We start from the raw sequence: 22916 nt of genomic DNA on the forward strand, positions 1-22916 counted from the left end.
CGACGGCTTCGGCGAAACTAAACTGAACTCACGTCAATTTGAGGAGAGTTCCATGCCGACCCCCCATTCCCATCCCTGGCCCGAGACCGAACCCCCGGCGATGACGCCTGTCGCCGAGCACGACGACATCCGGGCGGTGGTCCGCCAATTGCTGGATCGGCACTCGACGCTCGAGGCCGGCAGACTCGCCGCCGAGTCGGAAATCGGATATTCCCCCGAGTTGTGGTCGCTTCTCGTCAAGGAGATGAACGTCGCCGCCCTGACGGTGCCGGAGGATCGTGGCGGCCTGGGTTACGGCGTGGTCGAACTCGGGATCGTTCTCGAAGAATGCGGGCGCGCGCTGGTCAGCGAACCCGTACTCACGTCGGCGATGCTGGGAGTGCACGCCCTGCTCGCCGCCGACAGGTGCCCGCAGGTCGACGAACTGCTGGGGCGAGTCGTCCAGGGCGAACTCGTCGCAACCGTGACAGCTCTGAGCGCGGAGACCGATTTCGTCGACGCCACCCGAACCGGAGACCGCTGGTCGGTGTCCGGCCGCTCGACCAATGTCGTGCAGGGCGGCGCGGCCGATATCGTCGTGCTACTCGGACGCGGTGACGAGGGGCCCGGCCTCTATGCGGTCGATCTGCGTACCGCCCCGGTGCGGCGCACGGAGCTTCCGGTCATAGATCCCAGTCGGCGGCAGGCGAATCTGCTCTTCGACGACGCGGCCGCGGTGCGTCTCGTCGGACCCGGCGACGCACTGCGGACGGCCGCATCACTGCACAGCCTGGGAGTGATCGGGCTGGCCTGCGAACATGTGGGAATCGTCGATCGTTTACTCGAAAGCACAACGGAATACACGACGCAGCGCCACCAGTTCGGGCGAGCGATCGGCTCCTTCCAGGCCGTCAAGCATCGATTGGCGAACACTTTGGTCGAGTTGGAGAAGGCTCGATCGGCGGCGCGGTATGCCGCCGCCGTGTTCTCGGAAGACCCGGAATCCGCGGCGCTCCCGGCCGCGGTCGCGGGGGCGATCTGCACCGAGGCGGCGATCGGTACCGCCCTCGAGGCCGTGCAATTGCATGGCGGTGTCGGTTTCACCTGGGAACATGCGGCGCATTCCTACGTTCGCCGCGCGCTCGGCGACGAACCGCTTCTCGGTGATTCACGGGCACACCGCAGTCGCGTCGCGGATCTCGTCGGGCTCTGAATCCTGGCGCCTGCCCGCGGCTGAATCGAAACCTCTTGCCCCGGCCTATTGACGGACCATCTCCCACCCAGTAGAACTGAAGTGAATCCAGTTCAGTTTCTCCCCTCGAAAGGACACCGACATGGTGGACACCGACCACATCGTGCTCGAGAAGGACGGCGACGTCGCCCGTGTGTGGCTCAACCGCCCGCACAAGAAGAACGCGGTCACCGTCGAGCTGCTGCATCGCCTCGACGAGATCATCGTGGAGGTCGACAACGACCCCAGCCTCAAGGTGCTCGTCCTGCGTGGACGTGACGGCACCTTCTGCTCGGGCTTCGATCTCGACGAACTGCGGGAGAAGTACGTCGGCTCCACCACCGCGATGGACGTCGCCGTGCTGTCCGCCAAGGTCTGCGACCGCCTGTACTCGATGAACACACCGTCCGTCGCGGTTCTCGAAGGCTTCGTCACCGCAGGCGGTTTCGAGCTCATGATCTCCTGCGACTTCGCCATCGCCGCCGAGGACGCCCGGATCGGCGACTTCCACATCCGTCGCGCGCTGTTCGGTGGGGCAGGCCCGATCTACCGGCTCCCGCGGATGATCGGAATTCGAAAGACCAAGGAGCTCATGCTGACCGGCAAACTCCTGACCGGCAAGGAGGCGGAGGCCTTCGACCTGATCAACGCGTCGGCGCCGGCCGAAGACCTCGACAAGCTTCTCGCCGAGTTCATCGCCCCGATCGTCGACAAGAGCCCGTTCATGATGAAGCTCACCAAGATGTGCATCGACCGCGGTCTCGACGCAGACATCCAGTCGCTGATGGTGATGGAGCACCTCGCCGTCGGCAACGCGCTGCAGTCCGAGGACGCACGAGAAGGCGTGAACGCCTTCCTCGAAAAGCGTGAGCCGGTCTGGGTCGGTCGCTGATCCGACGCCGACGACGAATCCCGAGGAGAGAATGAGGATGGGCGAGACACATACCGCGCCTGCGCTCGGCGCGAGCCGGTGCTCCCACTGCTCGACTGTCGCGTTCCCGGCCACCGGCCTGTGCTCGCAGTGCTCACGACCGGCGATGTCGCCGTTCACCCTGAGCGCACGCGGAACGGTCTGGGCGTACACGGTCCAGCGGTTCGCCCCGAAATCCCCGCCGTACGTGCCGCCGCCGAACGGTTTCGCGCCGTTCGCCGTCGGATACGTCGAACTCCCCGAGGGAATCAAGATCGAAGCCGTGCTCGAATGCCACGACTTCGACGAGTTGGACGACGGGGCGCCGGTGACCTTGATCGCCACGGCGCCGGTGCCCCGGTTCGCCACCGATGCCTATCTGAAGGAGATCCGCTGATGTCCACCGTGTCGATCATCGGGGCCGGACTGTCGAAGTTCGGACGTCAGCCGGGCAGGAGTGGTCGCCGGCTGGCGCTGGATGCGATCGCGTCCGCGTTGACGGACGCCGGCATCGGGTGGACCGATGTTCAGGTCGCATTCGGTGGCAGTGACGGTTCCGGGCTCGCCGACACCCTCGTCGCCGAACTCGGGCTCACGGGAATACCCTTCACCAACGTCAAGAACGGTTGCGCGACCGGCGGTAGCGCGCTGGTGTCGGCCGTCAACGCGATTCGTGCGGGTGCCGCCGACATCGCACTCGCGGTCGGATTCGACAAACATCCGCGCGGCGCCTTCGACCCGGCACCGGAGGATTGGGGTCTGCCCGTCGGCTACGGCGAGGCGGGCCTGATGGTCACCACCCAGTTCTTCGGCATCAAGATCGCGCGGTACATGCGCGAGCACGCAATCAGTGCACCGACTCTGGCCGCCGTGGCGGAGAAGGCGTACCGCAACGGCTCGCTGAACCCGAATGCCTGGCGCCGCGAACCGATGTCCGCCGAGGCAATCGCCGCAGCGGACATGGTCAACGACCCGCTGACGCGATACATGTTCTGCTCTCCCGGTGAGGGCGGTGCCGCCGTCGTCGTGGCGAGTGAAGCCGCCGCCCGGCGCCTCGGCGGAAGGCCGGTGCACTTGCGCGGAATCTCGGCGGGCACCCGCCGGTTCGGTTCCTTCGAGGTGTTCGGTCCGTCGATACAGGGCCGGGGAACCCCACCCAGCGTGAGCACGTCCACCGCCGCCGCCGCATTCGAGCAGGCCGGACTCGGTCCCTCGGATGTGGACGTCGCGCAACTCCAGGACACGGAGAGCGGTGCCGAGATCATGCACATGGCCGAGTGCGGATTCTGTGAGCACGGCGAACAGGAGAAACTGATCGCGACCGGCGAGACGGAGATCGGCGGCCGGATCCCGATCAACACCGACGGCGGATGCATCGCCAACGGGGAACCGATCGGCGCCTCCGGCCTCCGGCAGATACACGAGATCGTCACGCAGTTACGCGGGGAGGCCGGTGCCCGACAGGTTCCCGGACACCCGCGCATCGGATTCACCCATGTCTACGGTGCGCCCGGAATCAGCGCCTGCACCGTCCTGTCCGTCTGAGGAAGAGCCATGAATCAAGCAACGATGCCCGACCTGGACCAGTTCGTGGATGAAGCGCGGGCATGGTTGAGAACTGTCGCCGAACCGCGCACCCAGATCAAATGGGGAGTGGGATCCGACTCGGTCGCCGTCTTCGAGAATTGGACAGCGGAGCAGGAGCGCGACGAGACCGACCATATCCGCGCGTACGAGCAGACGAAGTTCGACGCCGGCTGGGGCTCGATGAACTGGCCGGCCGAGTACGGTGGCCGCGGCCTGCCGATGTCCTACGTCCTCGCGTTCCGGCGGGAGGAGAACGCATTCGACGTGCCGCGCCGGACCGAAATGTTCTCGGTGACTCAGCAACTGGTAGCCCCGGCGATCGCCCAGTGGGGAACACCGGAACAGTGCGAGCGGTATGTGCGCGCGATGCTCCGGACCGATATCATTGCCTGTCAGCTTTTTTCGGAGACCGAAGCCGGATCCGACCTTGCCGCCGTCCGGACGAGGGCAGTCGAACGGAATGGCCGCTGGACGATCACCGGGCACAAGGTCTGGACGTCCGGCGCCCGCGTCGCCGACGTGGGGGTGGCGGTGTGCCGCACCGACCCCGACGCGCCCAAACACGCAGGCCTCACGGTGTTCCTGGTCCCGATGGATGCTCCCGGGGTCACCGTCCGCCCGATCCGCCAGATGACCGGGGGCAGTTCCTTCAATGAGGTCTATCTGGACGGTGTCGAACTGTCGGACGACCACCGGTTGGGGCCCGTGGGGCAGGGGTGGCCGGTCGCCTTGACCGTGCTGGCGGCCGAACGACTCGACGCCGGGAACCTGGGTCTGGCCAACGCCGATCACGCCGTCGAACTCGCCCGTCACCTCGACCGGCCGCTCACCGAGATCGAGCGTGACAAGGTCGCGGACCTGGTGACCCGCAGCTATGTCCAGCGCGTGACCGGAATGCGGGTGGCCGCGGCAGTGGTCGCCGACAAGGACCCCGGCCCCGAGGCTTCGGTGGGCAAGTTGCTTGCCACGGACACCATGGCGCGCACGTCGGAGGTGGTCCGGCTGTTGCTGGGACGCGATCTGATTGCCGACTCGGGCGAGTGGGGAACGTTCGCGTGGACGGAGCATGTGCTCGGCGCACCCGGGTACCGGATCGCGGGCGGCACCGACGAGATCCAGCGCAACATCCTCGCCGAGCGTGTTCTCGGTCTGCCGAGGGAGCCGCGCCGATGACCACGAACAGCGCGCTCGGCGTCCGGGTGGCCCAGCGCCTGCGCGAGCAGAGCCCCGGCCTCGATGTCGGCGCACTCGAGCCGCTCCTCGGTGGGCATTCCGGGCTGACGTACAAAGTGCCGACCAGCGACGGCGACCTCGTGGTCAAGGCGGTTCCCGAGGGGCAACGCCCCATCGGGCGGCACGACATGGTGCGTCAGGCGCGGATCATGGAAACACTCGGTGCGACAGAGGTTCCCGTTCCTCGGATCGTCGCCGTCGACGAGGACGGGCCGGCGTGGTTCGCGATGGAGTGCGTGGCCGGGGAATCACTCGAGCCGGTGCTCGATTCCCCTCCGGTCGAACCGGCCGTCGCGGCGGCGCGGATGCGCCGTGCGGCCGCGGTGCTGCCGCGGCTGCACGCGGTGCCGGTCGACACGATCCCGGCTGCCGGGGAGCCGTTGTCACCCGCTGCGGAGCTGGCGCGGTGGAAACGAACCCTGGACGCCGTTCCCCCCGACCTCGTCAGCGGCGGTGACGAACTCCTGCGCCTCCTCGCCGCCGATCTCCCCGACGCGCTGCCACCGACGTTGGTGCACGGGGACTACCGGCTCGGCAACATCATCGCGCGTGACACCGAGCCGGCGGCGTTGATCGACTGGGAGATCTGGAGCCTGGGCGATCCGCGGGTCGAATTGGGCTGGTTCCTCGTATTCGCCGACGGTGCGAACTTTCCCGGGGTGGGACGCGCCGTGCCGGACCTGCCGTCCGCGGACGAACTGATCGACCTCTACACCGGGGACCACCCGGCGCTGCCGGACATGAACTGGTTCAACGCGCTCGGCCGTCTGAAGATGGCGGCGATCATGGGCCACAACCTGCGCCGGCACCGTGAGGGCCGCCACCACGACCCCGACCAGGAACGGCTGCCCGACACCATCTCGCAGCTCATCCGCAGCGGAACCGCGCTACTTGCCTGATCAACCTCCGATCACCGCGTGACGCGATGACGGAACAGAGAGGACCTCACGTGGACTTCGAATACTCCGCGCGCACCGAGCGACTGCTCGAGCAGCTGCGGAACTTCATGGAAGAGCACGTCTATCCGGCCGAGGCCGTGTACGACGAGCAGATCAAGTCGAACGACAACCCACACGAGCAGCCCAAGGTCATGCTGGACCTGCAGGCGAAGGCGCGCGAGCTCGGACTGTGGAATCTCTTCATGACGCACGGCGAGTGGGGCGCCGGTCTCACCAACCTCGAGTACGCCCCGCTCGCCGAGCTGGTCGGACGCTCGGTGATCGGCAACGAAGCCATCAACTGTTCGGCACCCGACACCGGCAACATGGAGATCCTCGCCATGTACGGCACCGAGCAACAGCAGTCCCGGTGGCTCGCGCCGCTCCTCGACTGCACGATCCGGTCGGCGTTCGCCATGACGGAACCGGATGTGGCGAGCTCGGACGCCACCAATATCACGTCGACCATCCGCCGGGACGGCGACGAATACGTCCTGAACGGCCGGAAGTGGTACACCTCAGGCATTCTCGACCCCGACTGCAAGCTCATCATCTTCATGGGAAAGTCCGATCCCGACGCTCCGACCTACCGGCAGCAGAGCATGATCCTGGTGCCCGCGGATTCTCCCGGTATCGAGGTCCTACGCGATCTGCCCATGTTCGGGTACCGCGACCGGCTCGGTCACGGCGAGGTCCAGTTCACGGACGTCCGGGTGCCTGCCGATCACATGCTCGGCGCCGAGGGCGACGGTTTCGCGATAGCGCAGGGCAGGCTGGGGCCGGGGCGCATGCACTACGCGATGCGCGCGATCGGCATGGCCGAGCGCGCCCTCGAGCTGATGTGCCGACGAGCTCTGCAGCGCAATGCCTTCGGTGCGCCGCTCGCCGACCGCGGTGTGGTACGGGAGTGGATCGCGCGCAGCCGGATGGAGATCGACCAGATCCGGCTGCTGGTTCTCCAGTCGTCGTGGCTGATGGACACCCGGGGCAACGCCGCGGCCCGCTCGGAAGTCGCCGCGATCAAGGTCGCGGCCATGGAGGTCGCTCATCGGGTGGTCGACCATGCCGTCCAGACCTACGGCGCGGCAGGGGTGAGTGACGACACGATCCTGGCCCGGCTGTATGCGATCACCCGGGCACTGCAGATCGCCGACGGTCCGAACGAAGTCCATCTGCGCACCATCGCGCGCCTCGAACTGAAGAAGTACGCATGAACGCACCGCGAGAACTGACAGGCAAGGTCGCACTCGTCACGGGGGCCACCCGAGGGCTCGGATACGCCATCGCCAGCGGGCTGGCCGCCGCGGGAGCCACCGTGATCGTGTCGAGTCGCAAGGAGGACGCATGCATCTCCGCGGCCCTCGCGATCACGAGGGACACCGGTGGCATCGCCGAACCGCTCGCACTGCACGTCGGGAAGTGGGACGCGATCGAACTCGCCGTCGACCACATTCTCGCGCAGTTCGGGAGCCTCGACATCGTAGTCAACAACGCCGGCATCGCGCCGCTGTCGCCGAGCCTCGAGTCGGTCTCCGAGTCGCTCTTCGACAAGACGATCGAGGTCAACCTCAAGGGCCCGTTCCGGCTCATGGCGGTGGCCGGCGCCAGGATGAGCGCGGCCGGAGGCGGTTCGATCATCAACATCTCGAGCATCGGCGCACTGCGGCCCAGCCCGCCGGAGGCGATGTACGCGGCATCGAAGAACGGCCTCAACGCGCTGACGATGGCCTTCGCTCAGGAATACGCGCCCCGGGTTCGGGTGAACTGCATCATGCCGGGCGGATTCGCGACAGACATGGCGGCGGACTGGGACGACGAGTTCGTCGGCAAGATCATCGACCGACTCCCTGCCGGGCGCCTGGGGAATCCGGACGAAATCGCCGGTCTCGTCGTGCATCTGGCGGGGGACCGTGCCGGTTACACCACGGGTGCCGTCATCCCGGTCGACGGCGGACGCACCGCCGTCTACTGACGCGCGCGTGCCACGAACACGAGTAGGAGCCAACCACATGCAGGTACCCGAGCTGTTCCAGTTGAGCGGTCGCGTCGCCGTCGTCACGGGTGCGTCGTCCGGACTGGGAATGGGATTCGCGCGGACACTGGCGTCGGCGGGCGCGACGGTCTTCGCGGCCGCCCGCCGTGTCGAGCGGCTCGCGGCGCTGGCAGGCGAGGTCGACGGCGTCGTCCCCGTCGAGTGCGACATCACCGTGGACGCGGACCGGCGCTCGCTCGTGGATCGGGCACTCGCGCAGGCCGGGCGGATCGACGTCCTCGTCAACAACGCGGGCAGACCCGGCAGGCCGAACGCCGAGGACGAGAGCCCGGAGGAATTCTCCTCGATTCTCGACGTCAATCTGGCCGCGGGATTTCATCTCGCCACGTCCGTAGCCTCGACCACACCGGCAGGCGAGGCCGCGTCGATCATCAATATCTCCTCGGTCGTCGGGCTCGTGTCGACGGCACCTATCGGCGGGGCGAGCTACGCGGCATCGAAAGCCGGCGTGCTCGGGCTGACCCGTGAGCTGGCCGGGCAGTGGGGCAGACGTGGGATCCGCGTGAACGCCATCGTGCCGGGCTGGTTCGACACGGAAATGACCGATGGATTGTTCAGCAACCAGCGTTCGGCGGACTGGGTGCGCCGCAACACGATGCTCGCCCGCGGTGGACGTCCCGGCGAAGTGGACGGCGCCGTGCTCTTTCTGGCGTCGGACGCGTCGTCCTACGTCACAGGCCAGACTCTGGTGGTCGATGGCGGCTGGACCGCCCGGTAGGCAAAGGTGACACTCATGGCAGTTCCGACAATGCGCGCAGTACGCCTGACCGGCTGGGGCGACGGTGCACGAGTTGTGCGCATCCCGGTTCCCGAACCACAGGGGCATCAGCTGCTCCTCCGAGTCGAGGCCGCCGGGCTGTGCAGATCCGATCTGCACGTGATGGACGCACCCGCGGGAGTATTCGACTATCCCCTCCCGTTCACGCTCGGGCACGAGGTAGCGGGAACCGTCGTCGGTGCGGGCCCGTCGGCGGACACGTCCTGGATCGGCGAGTCCGTCGTCGTCCATGGTGTCTGGTCGTGCGGGCAATGCCGCAACTGCCGCCGAAACCGTGAGAACTATTGCTTCGAACTGAGCGCACGCGAGGACGGCCGTCTCACCGCGATCGGCAACGGCATCGGCCATGACGGCGGTCTGGCCGACACCATGATCGTTCCATCGGAGCGGTGCCTGGTCCGTACCCACGGACTCGCCCCCGAGAGCGCCGCCCCACTCGCCGACGCCGCCCTGACGGCCTATCACGCAATCCGTACCAACCGTGATCTCGTCGACGCCGACTCCGTTTCCGTGGTGGTCGGTGTCGGGGGACTGGGCCACATCGCGATCCAGGTTCTTCGCGCACTGGGCGCGGGAACGATCATCGCGGTCGATCCGCGTGAGAGTTCGCGCGACCTCGCGCGTCGACTGGGGGCGGACGTGGCGGTGTCGGACATCGCGGAGGTTGCGGCCTCTCGGTCCGGTGTCGCCCGGCGTCACTGCGCTGATGTGGTCTTCGATTTCGTGGGAGCGCCGGACACGATGGAATCGGCGGCGCAGTTGCTCGCCCCCGGCGGCCGACTGGTCACCGTCGGCAGCGCCGGCGGTCGGCTCACGGTGGGCAAAGACGTGGGACTCGCGACGGGGTGGCAGGTGACTGCGCCGTTCTGGGGAACGCGAGCAGACCTCGAGGCCGTGGTCGACCTCGCGAACCGAGGCCTGCTGGCCGTCGAAGCGACCGCGTACCCGTTGGACGACGTTCTCGACGTGTATTCGAAGTTGCGACGCGGCGAGATCACCGGGAGGGCCGTCGTGATCCCGTAACGGACGAAAAGCTGGGTGCGGTGCGCGTTGTAGTCAATAATGAAACTAGTTCACTTCAATGAAAGGTCGGCGGAATGTGGGAGCTGGCACGCGAATTCGTTGCTCGCGCAGCGAATTCTCCGGATGACATCGCAGTCGTCGATGCAACGGGGGAGCACACGGTGGCGGAGGTTGTCGCGGCGGCAACCGGGCTCGCCGCCCAGCTGGACGCCGCGACGGGTGGCTCACCGACGGTGCTGGTGCAGGCTGACAACACGTGGCGCACACTCGCCGCGGCCATCGCCGTCGGACTGCGCGGCGGCCTGATCGCGGTGTTCAGCCGACATGCCACCCCGTCGGAGTTCGCCGTGGCCCTGAACGACATCGCACCCGACGTGGTGATCGCCGACCGGCAGTCGCTCTCGCACTGGGGTGTACCGGAGGACCGGTTCTGCGAGGAGGCGGTCGCGACGGCAGGCTGGGTGATGCGCTGGTCGCGATCACCGGTCAGCGACATCGAGCGGTGGAACGGCGGGATCGCGATCGCGATGACGTCCGGGTCGACCGGACATCCCAAGTGCGTGGTGCAGTCCGAATCTGCAATCCGGTACGCCTGCCGGTGCACGATCGAGGCGGTCGGCCTCGAACCCGGAGATCCTGTCGCGGCGTTCGTGCCACTGTCGTCGGTAGCGGCATTCTGCTTCGGGCTCTATCTCCCCGCCGTGCTGGCCGCGCCGATGGTCTGCATGGACGGCTGGAAGCCTGCGACCGCCCTCCAGATCGTCCGGGAACACCGGGTCGCGTGGACGATGCTCGTCCCGACCATGGCGCTTCAGCTGGCCGTCGCGCCGGACGCTGCGGGAGCGCTGACGTCGCTGCGCGCAATGACCGTCGGCGGCGGTCCCATGGATGCCGGCGCGCTCGGCCGCGCCGAGCAGACCCTCGGCACCACATTCCTGCGTGTGTTCGGTATGTCCGAGTGTCTCGGGCACACGACCCCGCTGCCCGCGGACGAACCGGACGTTCGCCTGGGGCGGGACGGTCGTCCCTTCCCCGGGACCGTCGTCCGGGCGGTCGACGCACACGGCGCTACTCTGCCACCGGGCCGCGTGGGCGATGCCCAGGTCAAGGGGCCTTCCCTCTTCGTCGGCTATGCACGGGCAGGGGTTCCCGCACCCCCGGAACTCACCGCGGACGGATTCCTGCCCACCGGCGACCTCGTCGAAGTCGCCGAAGACGGCAGCATCCGGGTCATGGGGCGCCAGAAGCAGATCATCATTCGCGGGGGCCGCAACATCGACATCAACGAGGTCGAGGCCGCGATCGCACGCATCCCGACCGTGTCCCAGGTGTGTGTGGTCCCCGTTCCGGACGAGCTACTCGGTGAACGTGCCGCGGCCCTGGTCGTGAGTACCGGCGATCCGATCACCCTCGACGAGGTCGTCGCATATCTCGGAGACATCGAGTTCCCGAAGTTCAAGTGGCCGGAGTTCGTCTTCACGATCGACGATCTGCCGCAGAATCGGGTGGGGAAGCTGTCTCGACCGGATGCGGTAGATCTTGCAACACGCCTGCTCGCGGGTACCGACAGCCACTCATATTGACCCGACTTCACCTCAGTTCAGGTAGTCTCTGAGGTACCGACCCGAACAAACAGATGGATGGGGGACCCGTGTCCGTAGAAGCCATGACGCTCCGCGATGGTCCGCGTTCGAAGCGCGGGCTCATTCTGACGGCCGCGATCGAACGCTTCGGGGAGGTCGGCTTCGAGCACACGAAGTGGGCGTCGATTGCCGACGAGGTGGGCATCGGCCAGACGGCGCTCTATCACTATTTCGAGTCGAAGGGTCACTGCCTGCTGACCATCATGCGTCTCGAACTGGCGCAGTCGCTCGAGCGATTCACCGCCGCGATCGAGGGCATCGACGACCCGGTCGAGGCGTTGAGTGCCGCCGTCACCAGCGCTCTGGAAGCGACCCCGCGGGACGCCCTTCAGCGGCGCATCCTCCAAAGCCACATGGATCTGCTCGCCACTCCCCGCCAATCGGAGAAGGAAGAGGCCGAGCGTCAGACCTCGCGCGCGCTGGTGAACTCGATCGAAGAAGAGTGGTCTCTTCTCATTGCGCGGGGGATGGGTGCGGGCGTATTCGCCGACAGTGATCCACGATTGATGGCCCGGCTGATTCTCGGTCTCGTCGTCAGTGTGTGGCGGTGGTATCGACCGGGCGGGGACATGACCCTCGACCAGCTCAACCAGCACGTTCGCGACGCCACCCTGCGCATCGTCCGCGCGTGACGCGGGCGTGTGCGGAGGGGTGGTTTTTCTTACTCTCGATATTTGAACTAAATTCAGGTCAGTTATGGAGTGATGATGTACAACTTGATCGTCTTGGCCGCTCGTCCGCACGACTGGAGCCATGAGCAGTTCATCGAGTGGTGGCGCGGTGAACATGCCGACGTGACCTACCCGCTGCCGGGCCTGCGGCGCTGGCAGCACACCGAGGTGCTCGACGCCATGGACGACCGGTCCCGGGAATGGGACGGCGTCTCGATTCTGAGCTTCGACTCCCGCGAGGACCTCGATGCCGCACTCGCCAGCCCGGAATGGCAAGCCGCAGTGGACAACGTCGGCCAGATGCGTGGAAAGCGCATCCTCGTCATGGGGGAGGAGAAAACGATGGTCGAAGTGGGCAGCGGTGAATCATGAGGGCGCACTGGATGGAACCGGGCTGCTTCGAGGTGGCGCCCGGTGTGCACCGAGTGCCCCTCCAGATGCCTGGCGACGGCCTCGGAGCAGTGAACGTCTACGCCCTCGAGACCGAGGAGGGACTGGCCCTCATCGACGGTGGCTGGCGAGTCGACACGACCTTCGACGAGATGGAGCGCGCACTGCTTCGGATCGGGCACAGCACCGAGCAGATTCACGACATCTATGTCACCCACGTGCACCGCGATCACTACACGTTCGCGATCGAACTCCGCCGCCGTCACGGCTCCCGCGTCCACCTCGGGATCGCCGAGGCTGACGGATTGGCAGCCGTCAGTGCACTCGGCAGTAACGTGCCGACGGATTCGCTGCACGAACTCCGCCGCGCCGGTGCCACCCTCCTTGCGGACACGGTCGAGGTTCTGACCGCCGCGGAGCCGTTCCACCCCTCGGACTGGGAACAGCCCGACCACTGGCTCACCGCAGGTCCGGTCCGGATCGGACGGCGCACACTCGACGTGGTGCACACGCCCGGCCACACAAAGGGGCACATGGTCTTTCACGACGAAGAGCAAGGGGTGCTCTTCAGTGGCGACCACGTCCTGCCCACGATCACACCGTCGATCGGCTTCGAACTCGGCGACTGGGATCTGCCGTTGGGGCGCTACCTCGAGTCGCTGACCCGTATGCTCGAACGCCCCGACTCGCAACTGCTCCCGGCGCACGGAGATCCGACACCGAGCGTGCACCTGCGCGTCGAGGAACTTCTCGCGCATCACGACCGGCGCTTCATAGCCATGCGCGATGCGCTGGTCTCGCTCGGGCCCGCGACCGCGATTGCCGTCGCAGGCGCGGTCACGTGGACCCGTCGCGAGAGGCCGTTCTCCACCCTCGACCCGTTCAATCAAATGATCGCGACCTGTGAGACCCTCGCCCACCTCGACACGTTGGTCGATCGCGGCCGGCTCACAGTCCGAAGACGAGACGACCGCGACGTCTTCTCCATCGTCTGAGTGCGGAAGGATTCCCATGCAGAGTCATGAGCTGAAACTGGCGCACCATCCCCGGGGGAAGGTCCGGCCGTCGGATTTCCACCTCGACGTGGTGACGGTTCCGGAAGAACTGGCGCCCGGTGACATTCTCGTGCGCAACTCGTGGTCGTCGATCGACCCGTCTGTCAGGATGCGTCTCGGCCCCACCGGCCCCGCGGGCTACCTCCCACCGTTCCGCATCGGGGAGACACTGACCGGGTTGGCTGTCGGCGAGGTACTCGAGTCCCGTGACCCCGGCTTCGAGAAGGGCGACACGGTTCTGCACATCAAGGGTTTTCGCGAGTTCGCGGTGGTCCGGCAGGGCAGCGAAACCTTGGCCGGGGCAGGCGGCGTGACACGCCTCGACACGAGCGTGCACCCGCCGCAATCCTATCTCGGAGCGCTGGGCAGTTCCGGGCTCACGGCGTACGTGGGATTGCAGTGCATCGGTGGACTCACGAGCGGAGACGCCGTGTGGATTTCGTCGGCCGCGGGTGCGGTCGGCAGCCTCGCCGCGCAGATTGCAAAACTCAGAGGTCACTACGTGGTCGGCAGTACCGGTTCCGGCGAGAAGGTCAGGTTCCTGCTGGACGAACTGAAACTCGATGCCGCATTCGACTACCACAGCCCGGACCTGGCCGGAGCGCTCGCAAGCGCGGCACCCGACGGCATCGACCTGTATTTCGACAACGTGGGAGGAGCGCACCTCGAGGCCGCCCTGTATCACCTCCGGCCAGGCGGCCGGGTGGCCATGGCGGGCGCCGTCGCCTCCTATGACGCGGACACGGCGGCACCGAGTCCGGGCAATCTCTTTCAGATCGTCGCGAAGAACCTGACGGTGCAGGGTTTCCGGGCTGGAGCGTACGACCATCTGCTCGGCGACATGCGGGCCGAGGTCGGGAGCTACCTCCGCGACGGTCGCCTCGTAGTCGAGGAGACCGTGTTCGACGGCCTCGGGTCGGCGCCGGACGCCATCGTCGCGATGCTGCACGGCCGCACCGTGGGAAAGACGCTGTGCCGCCTACGCTGATGCTCCGACGGCTACACCGACGAACATGGCCTCCGCATCACGCGGAGGCCATGTTCGTCTGCGCAGCTCAGGCCGCCGTCCACCCACCGTCGGCGTAGATCTCCGAGCCGGTGACGAAGGTGGAGTCGTCACCGGCCAGGAAGGCGACGACGGCCGCAATCTCCTCACCCCGCCCGAGACGACCCATCGGGGTGCCGGCCAGCATCTCGCGGTGACGCTCGCTGCCCTCCCAGCGCTCGAGTAGTGGGGGCGTACCGATGAATCCCGGGTGCAGAGAGTTGACGCGCACCCCCGCTTTCGCCCAGTGCAGGGCAGCGTTCTTGGTCATCGTGCGGACTGCGCCTTTGGCGGCTGCGTAGGCAACGCTGTTGCCCAGGCCGCCCACCGTTCCCAGTATCGAGCACATGTTCACGATGGAACCGCCGCCGCTCCGCTCGATCAGCGGCCCGGCGTGTTTCATACCCAGCCACGTGCCGGTCTGGCCGACCCCGATCACCCGGTCCCATTGTGATCGGGTTTCCTCGTCGACTGTGGCGACGCTGCCGATGGCAGCGTTGTTGACCAAGGCGTGCAGCGCGCCGAACGTGCTCTCGGTTGCTGCCACGACGTCTTCCCACTGTTCCTCGGAGGAGACGTCGAGGGCGAGCGCCGCATGTCGCTCGGGCTGGGTGAGGGTATCGAGCAAGTCCTGGCAGACCGATTTCCCGAGATCGGTCAGGACGACGTGAGCGCCCTCTTCGGCGAGCCTTCGGACGATCTCCGCGCCGATACCACCGGTCGCACCCGTCAGTAGGACGACCTTGTCGCGAAGTCGGTCAGGGCCGACAGTCATCTGGACTCCTTGTCACTTGTTCGGCTCGGGCAGGGAAGGTCGATATCAGAGGTTGCTCAACACGTTTCGGCCACCGACGAGCATCGCGACCACGACACCGATGCTGGTTACCGCGGTCATGAGAAGAGCCATCGCGGCCACCAGCGGGTAGGAGCCGTTCTCCCACAGGTCGAACAGCAGCGTCCCCATCACCTGTGTCGTGGCGGCACGGACGAGCAGTGAGGCGGCGAACTCGTGGGTCAGCAGGATGAACATCAAGGCGACGGAACTGAGCACGGTCGGTCTCATCAGCGGCAGAATCACCCGCACATTGGTGACGAACGGGCTCGCGCCGCTCGTTGCCGACGCCTCGGCGTAGGTCTCTCCGAGCGACAGCATCGCCGTCATTTGCATCCGGGTGGAGAAGGGCACCATCAGCACGATGTAGACGAGGATGATGACCGCTTTGGTCCCGTAGAGGATCAGCGGAGGCTGGGTGTACGTGAGCAGGAACCCGACGCCGAAGATCACCGCTGGAATACCCAGGGGGAGAGCGGTGATGATGTCACCGATGGTTCCCAGGACTCTGTGTTTGCGGCCTCGTACGAGCAGCGTGGCGGTGAGGTAACCGATCGGCACGCAGACGGCGACCGCCACCACGGAGGTGAGGAGACTCGTGTACACCGAGTCGACGATGCTCGCCGTCCGGAACAGCGCCCGGAAGTTGTCGAGTGTGAAGAGATTCCAGGACAGTGTCTCCGACCAATAGGGAGACACGGCCACGATGGCGAGTCCGATCAGCGGAACGACGAGTGCGAGCATCGCATACGCGGAGATGCACACGGCGGCCCACGCCGAGCGTCCGGTGTTCGGTGCGAATGCCTTTCCGCCGTGCGTGACGAAGCGTGACTGATTGCCGAGAAGCATCTTCTGCGCCAGCACGACGACGACGCCGAAGATGACGAGCGGCGAGCCCGCCGCGGCTGCAGCGGCGAAGTCCGCCGGTGACTCGGACACCCGCCGATACATTTCGGTGGTGAGAACCTTCACGCCGGTGTTCTGTCCCAACAGGAGTGGTCCGGTGAACTGGCCCAATCCGAGAAGCAGCGCGATGCCACCGCCGTAAACCAGGGAGGGGCGAAGCAGCGGGAGCACTACACGAAAGAACACGCCGAGCGTCGACGAACCGCTGATCTGTGCTGCCTCGAGGTGCTCGGAACTGATGTTCTGCATTCCCGCGCTGACGAAGAGGTAGACGAAGGACGTGAGTCCGAAGCCCGTGAGAATGATGATCCACGGTGTGCTGTAGACATCGATGGGTCCGGAGTCGACGTGGTTCCACCAGGGGAGTTTCCGCAGGAGCGCGTTCAGGTACCCGGGGCCGGGGGAGAGGAGGAACGCCCACCCGACCACGTTGGCCACCGCGGGCATCACGATGGGGAGGATGGGGACGATCCTGAGGAAGCTCAGCCGGCGTGGCAGCCTGGTCGCCGCGAACGCAAGGATCGTTCCGAGGACCATGGCGATGGCGAGCGACGAGACAGCGAGGGCGATCGTGGTCCGGATGGTCTGACCGATGTCGTATCGGCCGTACTGGGCTTGATATCCGCGACCGCCGTCCTCGAACGCCAGCGACTGCAAGCGGAAGAGCGGGAGCACGACGAGATACGCCAGAACCGCCAGCAGTGCGCCGTACCCGAGTCGGGTACGCCACACCGTACTGACGACGAACGGACGTGCGCCGCGACTCACCGCAACCGTAGCCATCACGCCTCCGATCGGGCGGCCTGGGCGAGCACGGGAACCTGGAGATCCACGTGACCGTCCGGGTGCGGAAACACTCGCAGCTTGGTGGGCGAGAAGCTCACCACCAGAGGAGATCCGATGGTGGCAGCACGCAACCAGCGTCCGTGTCGTTCCGCGTCCGCGCGGACGAACAACTGCTCGCCTCCGGCATCGACCGTCACGTCGAAATAGCGGCCTCCGTACTCGGAGGTGACGAGTTCGCCGACGAAGCCGACGTCACCCGCACGGACCTCGTCGAGTGAATGATGAAGTGCGAGGTCTTCGGGCCGGAGTCGTCCCACAGCCGTATCGCCGCTGATGTAGTCGCCCTGGACGCCCGCCGCGTCGAGATCGACGGGAGCCCCCGCTCGCGTGGTCCACCCCTCGTGCCGGCGGACGAGTTCGAGCCGGTTCGCCATCCCGATGAACGCGGCGACATAGTCGGAGGACGGGGTCTGGTAGACCCGCTCCGGGGTGTCGTACTGTTCGATCTTGCCCGCCTTCATGATGGCGAGTCGGTCACCGAGCGCAAATGCCTCGGCCTGATCGTGGGTGACGAATACGGCAGTGAAGCCCAGTCGTTGGTGTAGTTGATGAATCTGGGACCGCACCTGATCGCGCAGCCGTGCGTCGAGATTGCTCAGGGGCTCGTCGAACAGCACCAGGTCGGGTTGGGCGACCAGGCCGCGGGCCACGGCGACTCGCTGTTGCTGTCCACCGCTGAGCTGGGACGGATACCGGTCGAGCAGGGCTCCGCAATCGACCATGTCTGCGGCGGTCTCGACCTGTCCGGCGGCGATGGCGCTCTTCATCCGTCGAACCTTCAAGGGGTACCGGATGTTTTCTCGCACTGTCATGTTGGGCCACAGCGCGTAGGACTGGAAGACCATGCCGATGTTGCGCTTGTAGGCCGGAACGTTGATGCGGGTCGGCGCATCGAAGACGGTGTGGTCCTTGAACGTGATCGACCCGCCCTCGGGTGTCTCGAGACCGGCGATGCATCGTAGGGTCGTCGTCTTCCCGCAACCGCTGGGGCCGAGTAGGACGAGAAATTCACCGTCCTGAATGTCGAGGTCGAGTTGATCGACGATGGTGTTGGACCCGAAGGTCTTGGTCAGGTTGGAAACCCTGAATTGTGATGTCACCTTGGCACCTGCTTGGTTGCGAGTGGTTTGTCGAGGAAAAATAAAGTGAAGTCAGTTCATCTCATGACTGCGTCGGGCGCTTCGGAGTCCTGGCGCCCGCGGAGGTTCCGCCGTCGATCATGAGATCGGAGCCCGTGATGTAACTGCTGTCCTCGCACGCGAGGAACAGGATGGCCTTCGCCACCTCGAGCGGTAGACCTCGGCGTTGCAGCGGAATGCTTTTCACATACGCGTCCATGTCGTCGTCGGCGAAGTCGGCGCCGGCGGTAATTGCCGTTTCAATGCTGCCCGGGCACACGGCGTTGACCCGGATATTCGATTCCGCGAACTCCAACGCCGCGACTCGGGTCAGGGCGCGAACGCCGAACTTCGACGCGCCGTATGCACCGAGCTCGGCCGTCGCGAGGACGCCACGCAGCGAGGACAGGTTGACGACGGATCCGCCCGTGGTCATGGCGGCGCCTGCGGCCTGCAGGCCGAGGAAAGTCCCCACAAGGTTGAGGTCGATCATGCGTCGTAGGTCGGCGAGCGACGTCTGCATGATGGACGCTTTGGATGCGGCGCCCGCGGAGTTGACGAGAACACGCATCGGATGCCCGCGATCCGCCATCTCGGTGGTGACGCGCGTCCACTGAGATTCGTCGGTGACGTCGAGGTGCCGGTAGTGCGCTCGCGCACCGATTTTCGCCGCGACACGTTCACCCACCTCGTCGTCGACGTCGCCCAGGTAGACCGTGGCGCCGTGGGCGTGGAAGAGTTCTGCGGTCGCGGCACCTATCCCTCGTGCAGCACCGGTGACGAGAGCGCAGGTGTCGCGCAGTCGCGCGTCGTCGGTCGTCACTGGATGAATCTCTTTTCCCAATCGGACTGGTACTCGGTGAGCGATTCGGGTGTCAGGTCGGACGGGTTGGGCAGCGCGATGTCCTGCGCCTGTGCGACGCTTCCTTCGATGCCGGGGAGTGCGCTCGCGTAACCGAGTGACAACGCCTTCTGGCCGGCGGGGGTGACCATGAAGTTCGCCAGCACCTGTGCGGCATTCGGGTGCGGCGCCGCGGACAGTGCGTGCGTGAACCACGGGGTTCCCCACGGGGGCGAGGGCAGTGCCCAGTCCACCGGTGCTCCCGATTCCTTCTCTCGCACAAGCGGTTGCACTACCGGGGTTGCGACGATCTCGCCCGAGGTCAAGGCCTGCGCGACCCCCAGTGAACTCGGGTAGATCCGCGGCTTCAGCTCCGCGAGCTTCTGGAGGTAGTCGGCGCCGAAGTTCTTCTCGAAGAATCGGTAGAAGTCGACGTACGAGGCGATACCGGACGGGTTGACGATTCCGATCTTGCCCTTCAACGCCGGGTCGAGGAGGTCTGCCGGCTTCTGCAGACCTCCCGGAAGTGCTGTCGTGTTCCAGCCGAGAGCGAACACCGCCGCGCTGGTCAGGAAGAACTTGTCGGAAATGATGCTCTTCTGCGGTTCGTACTCCGGCGCATCGAATGCCGGGCCGACGAGATCGGTCGAGTAGGTGCCCGACTCGGCGGCAGTCTCGATCCAGGCGGCGTCGGTCATCATGTGCACATCAGCCGTTCCCCGTTTCGTCTGATTCTCGACCTCGACCTTCGGGTTGATGTCGGCGTCGGTGCCCCGGACGTATTCGAGGGAGATCTCGGGATACTCCTGCTCGAACGCCACTTTGAGAGCTTCGAGATTGGCGGGGTTCTGGCTCGAGTACAGCAGGACACTGCCTTCGCCCTTGGCTGCGGCGACGACGTCGTCCCACGTGCCGGACACGGGACCGGTGGAACCGGAACCGCCGGATCCACAAGCGGCGGAGGCGAAAGCGGCGACCACTGCGACGGCCATCAGCTTTATCGGCATACTTCTCATGGCATGAAAGCCCTTCCGGTATCGGTTCGCCGAATGCGAACCCGTGTATTCGGTGACGGATGGAGGAGTCGGATGAGGCCTACGGCGCGAGACCGTTGAGCAGCGCGGCAACGCGATCGGGAATCGTGACCATGGCCATGTGGCCGGATTCGAGGAACGCGGTGTCGCCGCCGACGAGGGCAGCAGATCTTTCCTGGAGTTCGGGTGGATAGCAGGTGTCCTTGGTCAAACGTACGTATGTACGGGGTATATCGGCGCGGAGACCGGACAGGTCGACGGACTCCGTGAGTAGCGCGCCGCAATCGTCGACCAACTGGGCGATCATCCAGTCGGTCTGTTCCGCGTCCATGTCGTTGCAGAGCATCGCGGCGGCGCCCATCGGATCCTGGCGGTACACACCATCTTCTATCGAGGCTTCCACCGCGGCGCGGACGTCCGGATCGATCTGATCGATCACTCGCGTCCCGTCGGGCGGGACGACGGCGGACAGGAAGACCACGTGCCGTAGTCGGTGTGCGAGTGCCTGCATGACCCGAGGGGCCGTCACTCCCGCGAAAGAGTGTGCGACGAGGACGACGTCCTCGAGGTTCGCCGCCTCCACGTCGCCGATGACTGCGGCGGCGCAGTCGTCGAGGGTGACGGACCGCGGGTCGACGGAGTGCCGCCGTCCCCGTCCCGGGAGATCGACTGCGAGAGTGTCACCTTCGAGCAAGGGGAGGAGAGGCGCCCAGCACGAGGCGCCCATTCCTGCGCCGTGGACGAGAACGAACGACATGTTGCTCCTCGCTAAATTGAACTGATATCAGTTTGAATCTAAGGAAGTCGCCTTATGATGTCAATCACCTGATAATGTGAAGTGAATCCAGTTCACTTAGGAGGTCCGTGTGACGACTCCACGTGCAGCGCGGCCGCTGCAGCTCGGTTCACTTCGGTTGGCAAACCGGCTCGTCGGTACGCCGCACGCGTCGGGTGCCGTCGCCGGCGGCCTCCCCTCACGCGGCGACGACGACTACTGGCGACGCTGCGCGGCCGGCGGTGCCGCAATGCTCATCGTCGGCGGCACGGTGGTGTCGCCCGGTTCGACCAACCGCAACGGCAACATCACCGAGGCCTGGCGTCCTGAAGTCCTCGCGGGCCTGGAGGCTCGGGCGCGGGCGATCACCGAGGAAGGAGCCATCGCGGCCTGCCAGCTGGTGCACCTCGGACGCGAAACTCTGGGCGCCGAGATGTGGAGTCACCCCGTCGCGCCGTCCGCTGTCCGCTCGCCCCGCGAACCGACGCGACCGCGCGCCCTCTCGGGCGCCGACGTCGACGCGGTCGTCGACGCATTCCGCACATCCGCGGTCCACGCGTGGTCGGCCGGCTTCCCGGTCGTCGAACTGCATGCAGCCCACGGATATCTACTTTCGCAATTCCTCTCGCCGAACACTAACCTCGGCCGAGACGCTGCGACGGGTGCTCAGCGTGTGCGGATCCTCGACCGCATCGCCTCCGCGGTCCGCGACGCCTGCCCCGGTGTCGTACTCGGAGTCCGCGTCTCTTCCGACGGCGGCGACGAGGCAGGTCTGAGCATGGACGGTCTCTGCGACCTACTACCGCACCTCTCCGATTTCGACTACGTCAACGTCACGGTCGGCGTACGCACCACCTACGTCCGGGACATGGCCGTAACCGACCCGCCGCTGCTCGGTTCGGTCGGACAATTACGCGCCGCCGCAGTGACCCCGCTGCTGGTGTCGCAGTCGTTCCGGACCGGTGCGTCCATCGACACTGCATTGCAATCGGGAGCCGACCTCGTCGGTGTGGCACGACCGCTGATCGCCGACCCGAACTTCCCGCGGAAGATACTGACCGGCCGCGAGGCGTCGATCCGCCCGTGCGTGTCCTGCAACGAGGACTGCCGAGCGTTCGACCCCGTCCTACTGTGCTCGGTCAATCCCGACCTCGCGCCGCCGGGTCATTCCGCACGTCCCGCGTACCCGCTGACGCTGGGGCCCACGCGCGGGTCGAGAGTGCGGAGACGGATCGCCGTCGTCGGTGCAGGCCCCGCCGGGCTCGAGTGCGCGATGCGGCTCGGACCCGACCACGACGTCACACTCTTCGAACAACGAGAGCGAATCGGAGGCCAGCTTGCGACAGCGGCAGACGCGCCGCATCGCAGCGGCTGGCGTCGCCTCCTCGACTACTACTCCGACAACATGCCGAAGGTGGCAATCCGTCTGGCGCACCACGTCAATGCCGACGACCTGGCGGACTTCGATGACGTAGTCCTGGCCGTCGGTGCCGTGGAAGAACTTCCCCAGGAATTGGCGGGAACGTCGTCCATGCTCACCTCTCAGGCGTTGCTCGATGGGGGAGGAGCTCTTCGCGGCGCCGGCCACGTCGTGGTGGTCGACGACGGATTCGGGCTCTGGCCCGCAGCGAGCACGGTCGAAGCGGCGCTCGCCGCGGGTGCCGACCACGTCACGGTCCTGACGCCCGCCGCGGCCTTCGCGTCGGGTCTTCCCGCGGAGGGCCGGGTGCAGTACCTGCGTCGGCTGTCGGGGGAACCGGTCGACGTGCGCGTGCTGTCGTCGCTCGTCGCGGTCTCCGACGGCTCGGTCGAGTTCGAGAACACGCTGTCGGGGGAGAGGACGCGCCTCGACGTCGACCGGGTGGTCGTGGCCGGTGAGCGGCGCCCGCGCGACTGGTCGCAACTCGCACCGGAAAGCGCACGCGTGCACATCATCGGCGACGCGCTCGTACCGCGCAAAGTCGCGCACGCCGTCTCCGAAGCCCGTGCTGTCGCCCGTGAGTACTTATTAACCGCGGGCGGTTAACA

22 protein-coding genes are annotated in these 22916 nt (G+C 66.3%); 16 read left to right on the plus strand and 6 right to left on the minus strand.

Annotated features, from left to right (window positions below; all coding sequences use genetic code 11):
* Nucleotides 1-52 precede the first annotated feature (52 nt).
* The 15 genes from ACLIVD_RS05470 (at nt 53) to ACLIVD_RS05540 (ending at nt 14479) form a co-directional block, all read left to right on the plus strand.
* Entirely contained in the window at nt 53-1192 is a 1140-nt protein-coding gene (locus ACLIVD_RS05470) for an acyl-CoA dehydrogenase family protein (protein ID WP_491932081.1), read from the plus strand.
* Between the two features lie 121 nt (nt 1193-1313).
* Entirely contained in the window at nt 1314-2102 is a 789-nt protein-coding gene (locus ACLIVD_RS05475) for an enoyl-CoA hydratase/isomerase family protein (RefSeq protein ID WP_105412871.1), read from the plus strand.
* Between the two features lie 37 nt (nt 2103-2139).
* Nucleotides 2140-2517, plus strand: a complete 378-nt coding sequence (locus ACLIVD_RS05480; protein WP_280778814.1) for a Zn-ribbon domain-containing OB-fold protein — start codon at nt 2140-2142, stop codon at nt 2515-2517.
* Entirely contained in the window at nt 2517-3665 is a 1149-nt protein-coding gene (locus ACLIVD_RS05485; RefSeq protein WP_418339401.1) for a thiolase family protein, read from the plus strand. The genes ACLIVD_RS05480 and ACLIVD_RS05485 overlap by 1 nt, the downstream gene beginning before the upstream one ends.
* Before the next feature lie 9 nt (nt 3666-3674).
* Entirely contained in the window at nt 3675-4880 is a 1206-nt protein-coding gene (locus ACLIVD_RS05490; protein WP_283330579.1) for an acyl-CoA dehydrogenase family protein, read from the plus strand.
* Nucleotides 4877-5839, plus strand: a complete 963-nt coding sequence (locus tag ACLIVD_RS05495) for a phosphotransferase family protein (protein WP_280778811.1) — start codon at nt 4877-4879, stop codon at nt 5837-5839. The genes ACLIVD_RS05490 and ACLIVD_RS05495 overlap by 4 nt, the downstream gene beginning before the upstream one ends.
* Nucleotides 5840-5889: 50 nt before the next feature.
* Nucleotides 5890-7092 carry an acyl-CoA dehydrogenase family protein gene (locus tag ACLIVD_RS05500; RefSeq protein WP_280778810.1) on the plus strand — a complete coding sequence of 401 codons (1203 nt, stop codon included), beginning with the start codon at nt 5890-5892 and terminating at the stop codon, nt 7090-7092.
* Nucleotides 7089-7850, plus strand: a complete 762-nt coding sequence (locus ACLIVD_RS05505) for an SDR family NAD(P)-dependent oxidoreductase (protein WP_280778808.1) — start codon at nt 7089-7091, stop codon at nt 7848-7850. The genes ACLIVD_RS05500 and ACLIVD_RS05505 overlap by 4 nt, the downstream gene beginning before the upstream one ends.
* A gap of 37 nt (nt 7851-7887) precedes the next feature.
* The gene (locus ACLIVD_RS05510; protein WP_280778807.1) at nt 7888-8649 is read left to right on the plus strand and encodes an SDR family NAD(P)-dependent oxidoreductase; all 762 of its coding nucleotides are present in this window, start codon (nt 7888-7890) and stop codon (nt 8647-8649) included.
* Between the two features lie 15 nt (nt 8650-8664).
* Nucleotides 8665-9732, plus strand: a complete 1068-nt coding sequence (locus ACLIVD_RS05515) for an NAD(P)-dependent alcohol dehydrogenase (protein ID WP_283330583.1) — start codon at nt 8665-8667, stop codon at nt 9730-9732.
* Nucleotides 9733-9806: 74 nt separating this feature from the next.
* Nucleotides 9807-11315: a class I adenylate-forming enzyme family protein gene (locus tag ACLIVD_RS05520; protein ID WP_280778805.1), complete on the plus strand. Its 1509-nt coding sequence runs from the start codon at nt 9807-9809 to the stop codon at nt 11313-11315.
* An 83-nt stretch (nt 11316-11398) separates the two neighbouring features.
* Complete coding sequence (locus ACLIVD_RS05525; RefSeq protein WP_280779172.1) at nt 11399-12007, plus strand: TetR/AcrR family transcriptional regulator; 609 nt, start codon at nt 11399-11401, stop codon at nt 12005-12007.
* Between the two features lie 75 nt (nt 12008-12082).
* A complete protein-coding gene (locus ACLIVD_RS05530; protein WP_280778804.1) occupies nt 12083-12418 on the plus strand; it encodes an EthD family reductase in 336 nt (111 codons plus the stop codon).
* A gap of 11 nt (nt 12419-12429) precedes the next feature.
* Nucleotides 12430-13431 (plus strand): MBL fold metallo-hydrolase, encoded by a 1002-nt coding sequence (locus tag ACLIVD_RS05535; protein ID WP_491932851.1) that lies wholly within the window; start codon nt 12430-12432, stop codon nt 13429-13431.
* Between the two features lie 16 nt (nt 13432-13447).
* Nucleotides 13448-14479, plus strand: coding sequence for an NADP-dependent oxidoreductase (locus ACLIVD_RS05540; RefSeq protein ID WP_283330584.1), 1032 nt, complete (start codon nt 13448-13450; stop codon nt 14477-14479).
* Nucleotides 14480-14546: 67 nt separating this feature from the next.
* On the opposite strand, the gene ACLIVD_RS05545 is transcribed toward ACLIVD_RS05540, so the two are convergent.
* The 6 genes from ACLIVD_RS05545 to ACLIVD_RS05570 form a co-directional block, all read right to left on the minus strand.
* Nucleotides 14547-15311, minus strand: a complete 765-nt coding sequence (locus ACLIVD_RS05545) for an SDR family NAD(P)-dependent oxidoreductase (protein WP_280778801.1) — start codon at nt 15309-15311, stop codon at nt 14547-14549.
* Between the two features lie 45 nt (nt 15312-15356).
* Entirely contained in the window at nt 15357-17057 is a 1701-nt protein-coding gene (locus ACLIVD_RS05550; RefSeq protein ID WP_105412882.1) for an ABC transporter permease, read from the minus strand.
* Entirely contained in the window at nt 17057-18220 is a 1164-nt protein-coding gene (locus ACLIVD_RS05555; protein ID WP_283330585.1) for an ABC transporter ATP-binding protein, read from the minus strand. The genes ACLIVD_RS05550 and ACLIVD_RS05555 overlap by 1 nt, the downstream gene beginning before the upstream one ends.
* A gap of 61 nt (nt 18221-18281) precedes the next feature.
* Entirely contained in the window at nt 18282-19061 is a 780-nt protein-coding gene (locus tag ACLIVD_RS05560; RefSeq protein WP_280778798.1) for an SDR family NAD(P)-dependent oxidoreductase, read from the minus strand.
* Entirely contained in the window at nt 19058-20095 is a 1038-nt protein-coding gene (locus tag ACLIVD_RS05565; protein WP_280778796.1) for an ABC transporter substrate-binding protein, read from the minus strand. The genes ACLIVD_RS05560 and ACLIVD_RS05565 overlap by 4 nt, the downstream gene beginning before the upstream one ends.
* A 79-nt stretch (nt 20096-20174) precedes the next feature.
* Complete coding sequence (locus ACLIVD_RS05570) at nt 20175-20870, minus strand: alpha/beta fold hydrolase (protein WP_283330586.1); 696 nt, start codon at nt 20868-20870, stop codon at nt 20175-20177.
* Nucleotides 20871-20979: 109 nt separating this feature from the next.
* Between ACLIVD_RS05570 and ACLIVD_RS05575 the strand changes: the two genes are divergently transcribed.
* The gene (locus ACLIVD_RS05575; protein ID WP_491932082.1) at nt 20980-22914 is read left to right on the plus strand and encodes an oxidoreductase; all 1935 of its coding nucleotides are present in this window, start codon (nt 20980-20982) and stop codon (nt 22912-22914) included.
* The last annotated feature ends 2 nt before the right edge of the window (nt 22915-22916 follow it).

This window comes from Rhodococcus sp. G6(2025) (genome assembly GCF_058628105.1).

Excerpts from the sequence above, each read along its gene's own strand:
- ACLIVD_RS05470 (WP_491932081.1), top strand. The coding sequence starts at position 53 with ATGCCGACCCCCCATTCCCATCCCTGGCCCGAGACCGAACCCCCGGCG.
- ACLIVD_RS05475 (WP_105412871.1), top strand. The coding sequence starts at position 1,314 with ATGGTGGACACCGACCACATCGTGCTCGAGAAGGACGGCGACGTCGCC.
- ACLIVD_RS05480 (WP_280778814.1), top strand. The coding sequence starts at position 2,140 with ATGGGCGAGACACATACCGCGCCTGCGCTCGGCGCGAGCCGGTGCTCC.
- ACLIVD_RS05485 (WP_418339401.1), top strand. The coding sequence starts at position 2,517 with ATGTCCACCGTGTCGATCATCGGGGCCGGACTGTCGAAGTTCGGACGT.
- ACLIVD_RS05490 (WP_283330579.1), top strand. The coding sequence starts at position 3,675 with ATGAATCAAGCAACGATGCCCGACCTGGACCAGTTCGTGGATGAAGCG.
- ACLIVD_RS05495 (WP_280778811.1), top strand. The coding sequence starts at position 4,877 with ATGACCACGAACAGCGCGCTCGGCGTCCGGGTGGCCCAGCGCCTGCGC.
- ACLIVD_RS05505 (WP_280778808.1), top strand. The coding sequence starts at position 7,089 with ATGAACGCACCGCGAGAACTGACAGGCAAGGTCGCACTCGTCACGGGG.
- ACLIVD_RS05510 (WP_280778807.1), top strand. The coding sequence starts at position 7,888 with ATGCAGGTACCCGAGCTGTTCCAGTTGAGCGGTCGCGTCGCCGTCGTC.
- ACLIVD_RS05515 (WP_283330583.1), top strand. The coding sequence starts at position 8,665 with ATGGCAGTTCCGACAATGCGCGCAGTACGCCTGACCGGCTGGGGCGAC.
- ACLIVD_RS05520 (WP_280778805.1), top strand. The coding sequence starts at position 9,807 with ATGTGGGAGCTGGCACGCGAATTCGTTGCTCGCGCAGCGAATTCTCCG.
- ACLIVD_RS05525 (WP_280779172.1), top strand. The coding sequence starts at position 11,399 with ATGACGCTCCGCGATGGTCCGCGTTCGAAGCGCGGGCTCATTCTGACG.
- ACLIVD_RS05530 (WP_280778804.1), top strand. The coding sequence starts at position 12,083 with ATGTACAACTTGATCGTCTTGGCCGCTCGTCCGCACGACTGGAGCCAT.
- ACLIVD_RS05535 (WP_491932851.1), top strand. The coding sequence starts at position 12,430 with ATGGAACCGGGCTGCTTCGAGGTGGCGCCCGGTGTGCACCGAGTGCCC.
- ACLIVD_RS05540 (WP_283330584.1), top strand. The coding sequence starts at position 13,448 with ATGCAGAGTCATGAGCTGAAACTGGCGCACCATCCCCGGGGGAAGGTC.
- ACLIVD_RS05545 (WP_280778801.1), bottom strand. The coding sequence starts at position 15,311 with ATGACTGTCGGCCCTGACCGACTTCGCGACAAGGTCGTCCTACTGACG.
- ACLIVD_RS05550 (WP_105412882.1), bottom strand. The coding sequence starts at position 17,057 with ATGGCTACGGTTGCGGTGAGTCGCGGCGCACGTCCGTTCGTCGTCAGT.
- ACLIVD_RS05565 (WP_280778796.1), bottom strand. The coding sequence starts at position 20,095 with ATGAGAAGTATGCCGATAAAGCTGATGGCCGTCGCAGTGGTCGCCGCT.
- ACLIVD_RS05570 (WP_283330586.1), bottom strand. The coding sequence starts at position 20,870 with ATGTCGTTCGTTCTCGTCCACGGCGCAGGAATGGGCGCCTCGTGCTGG.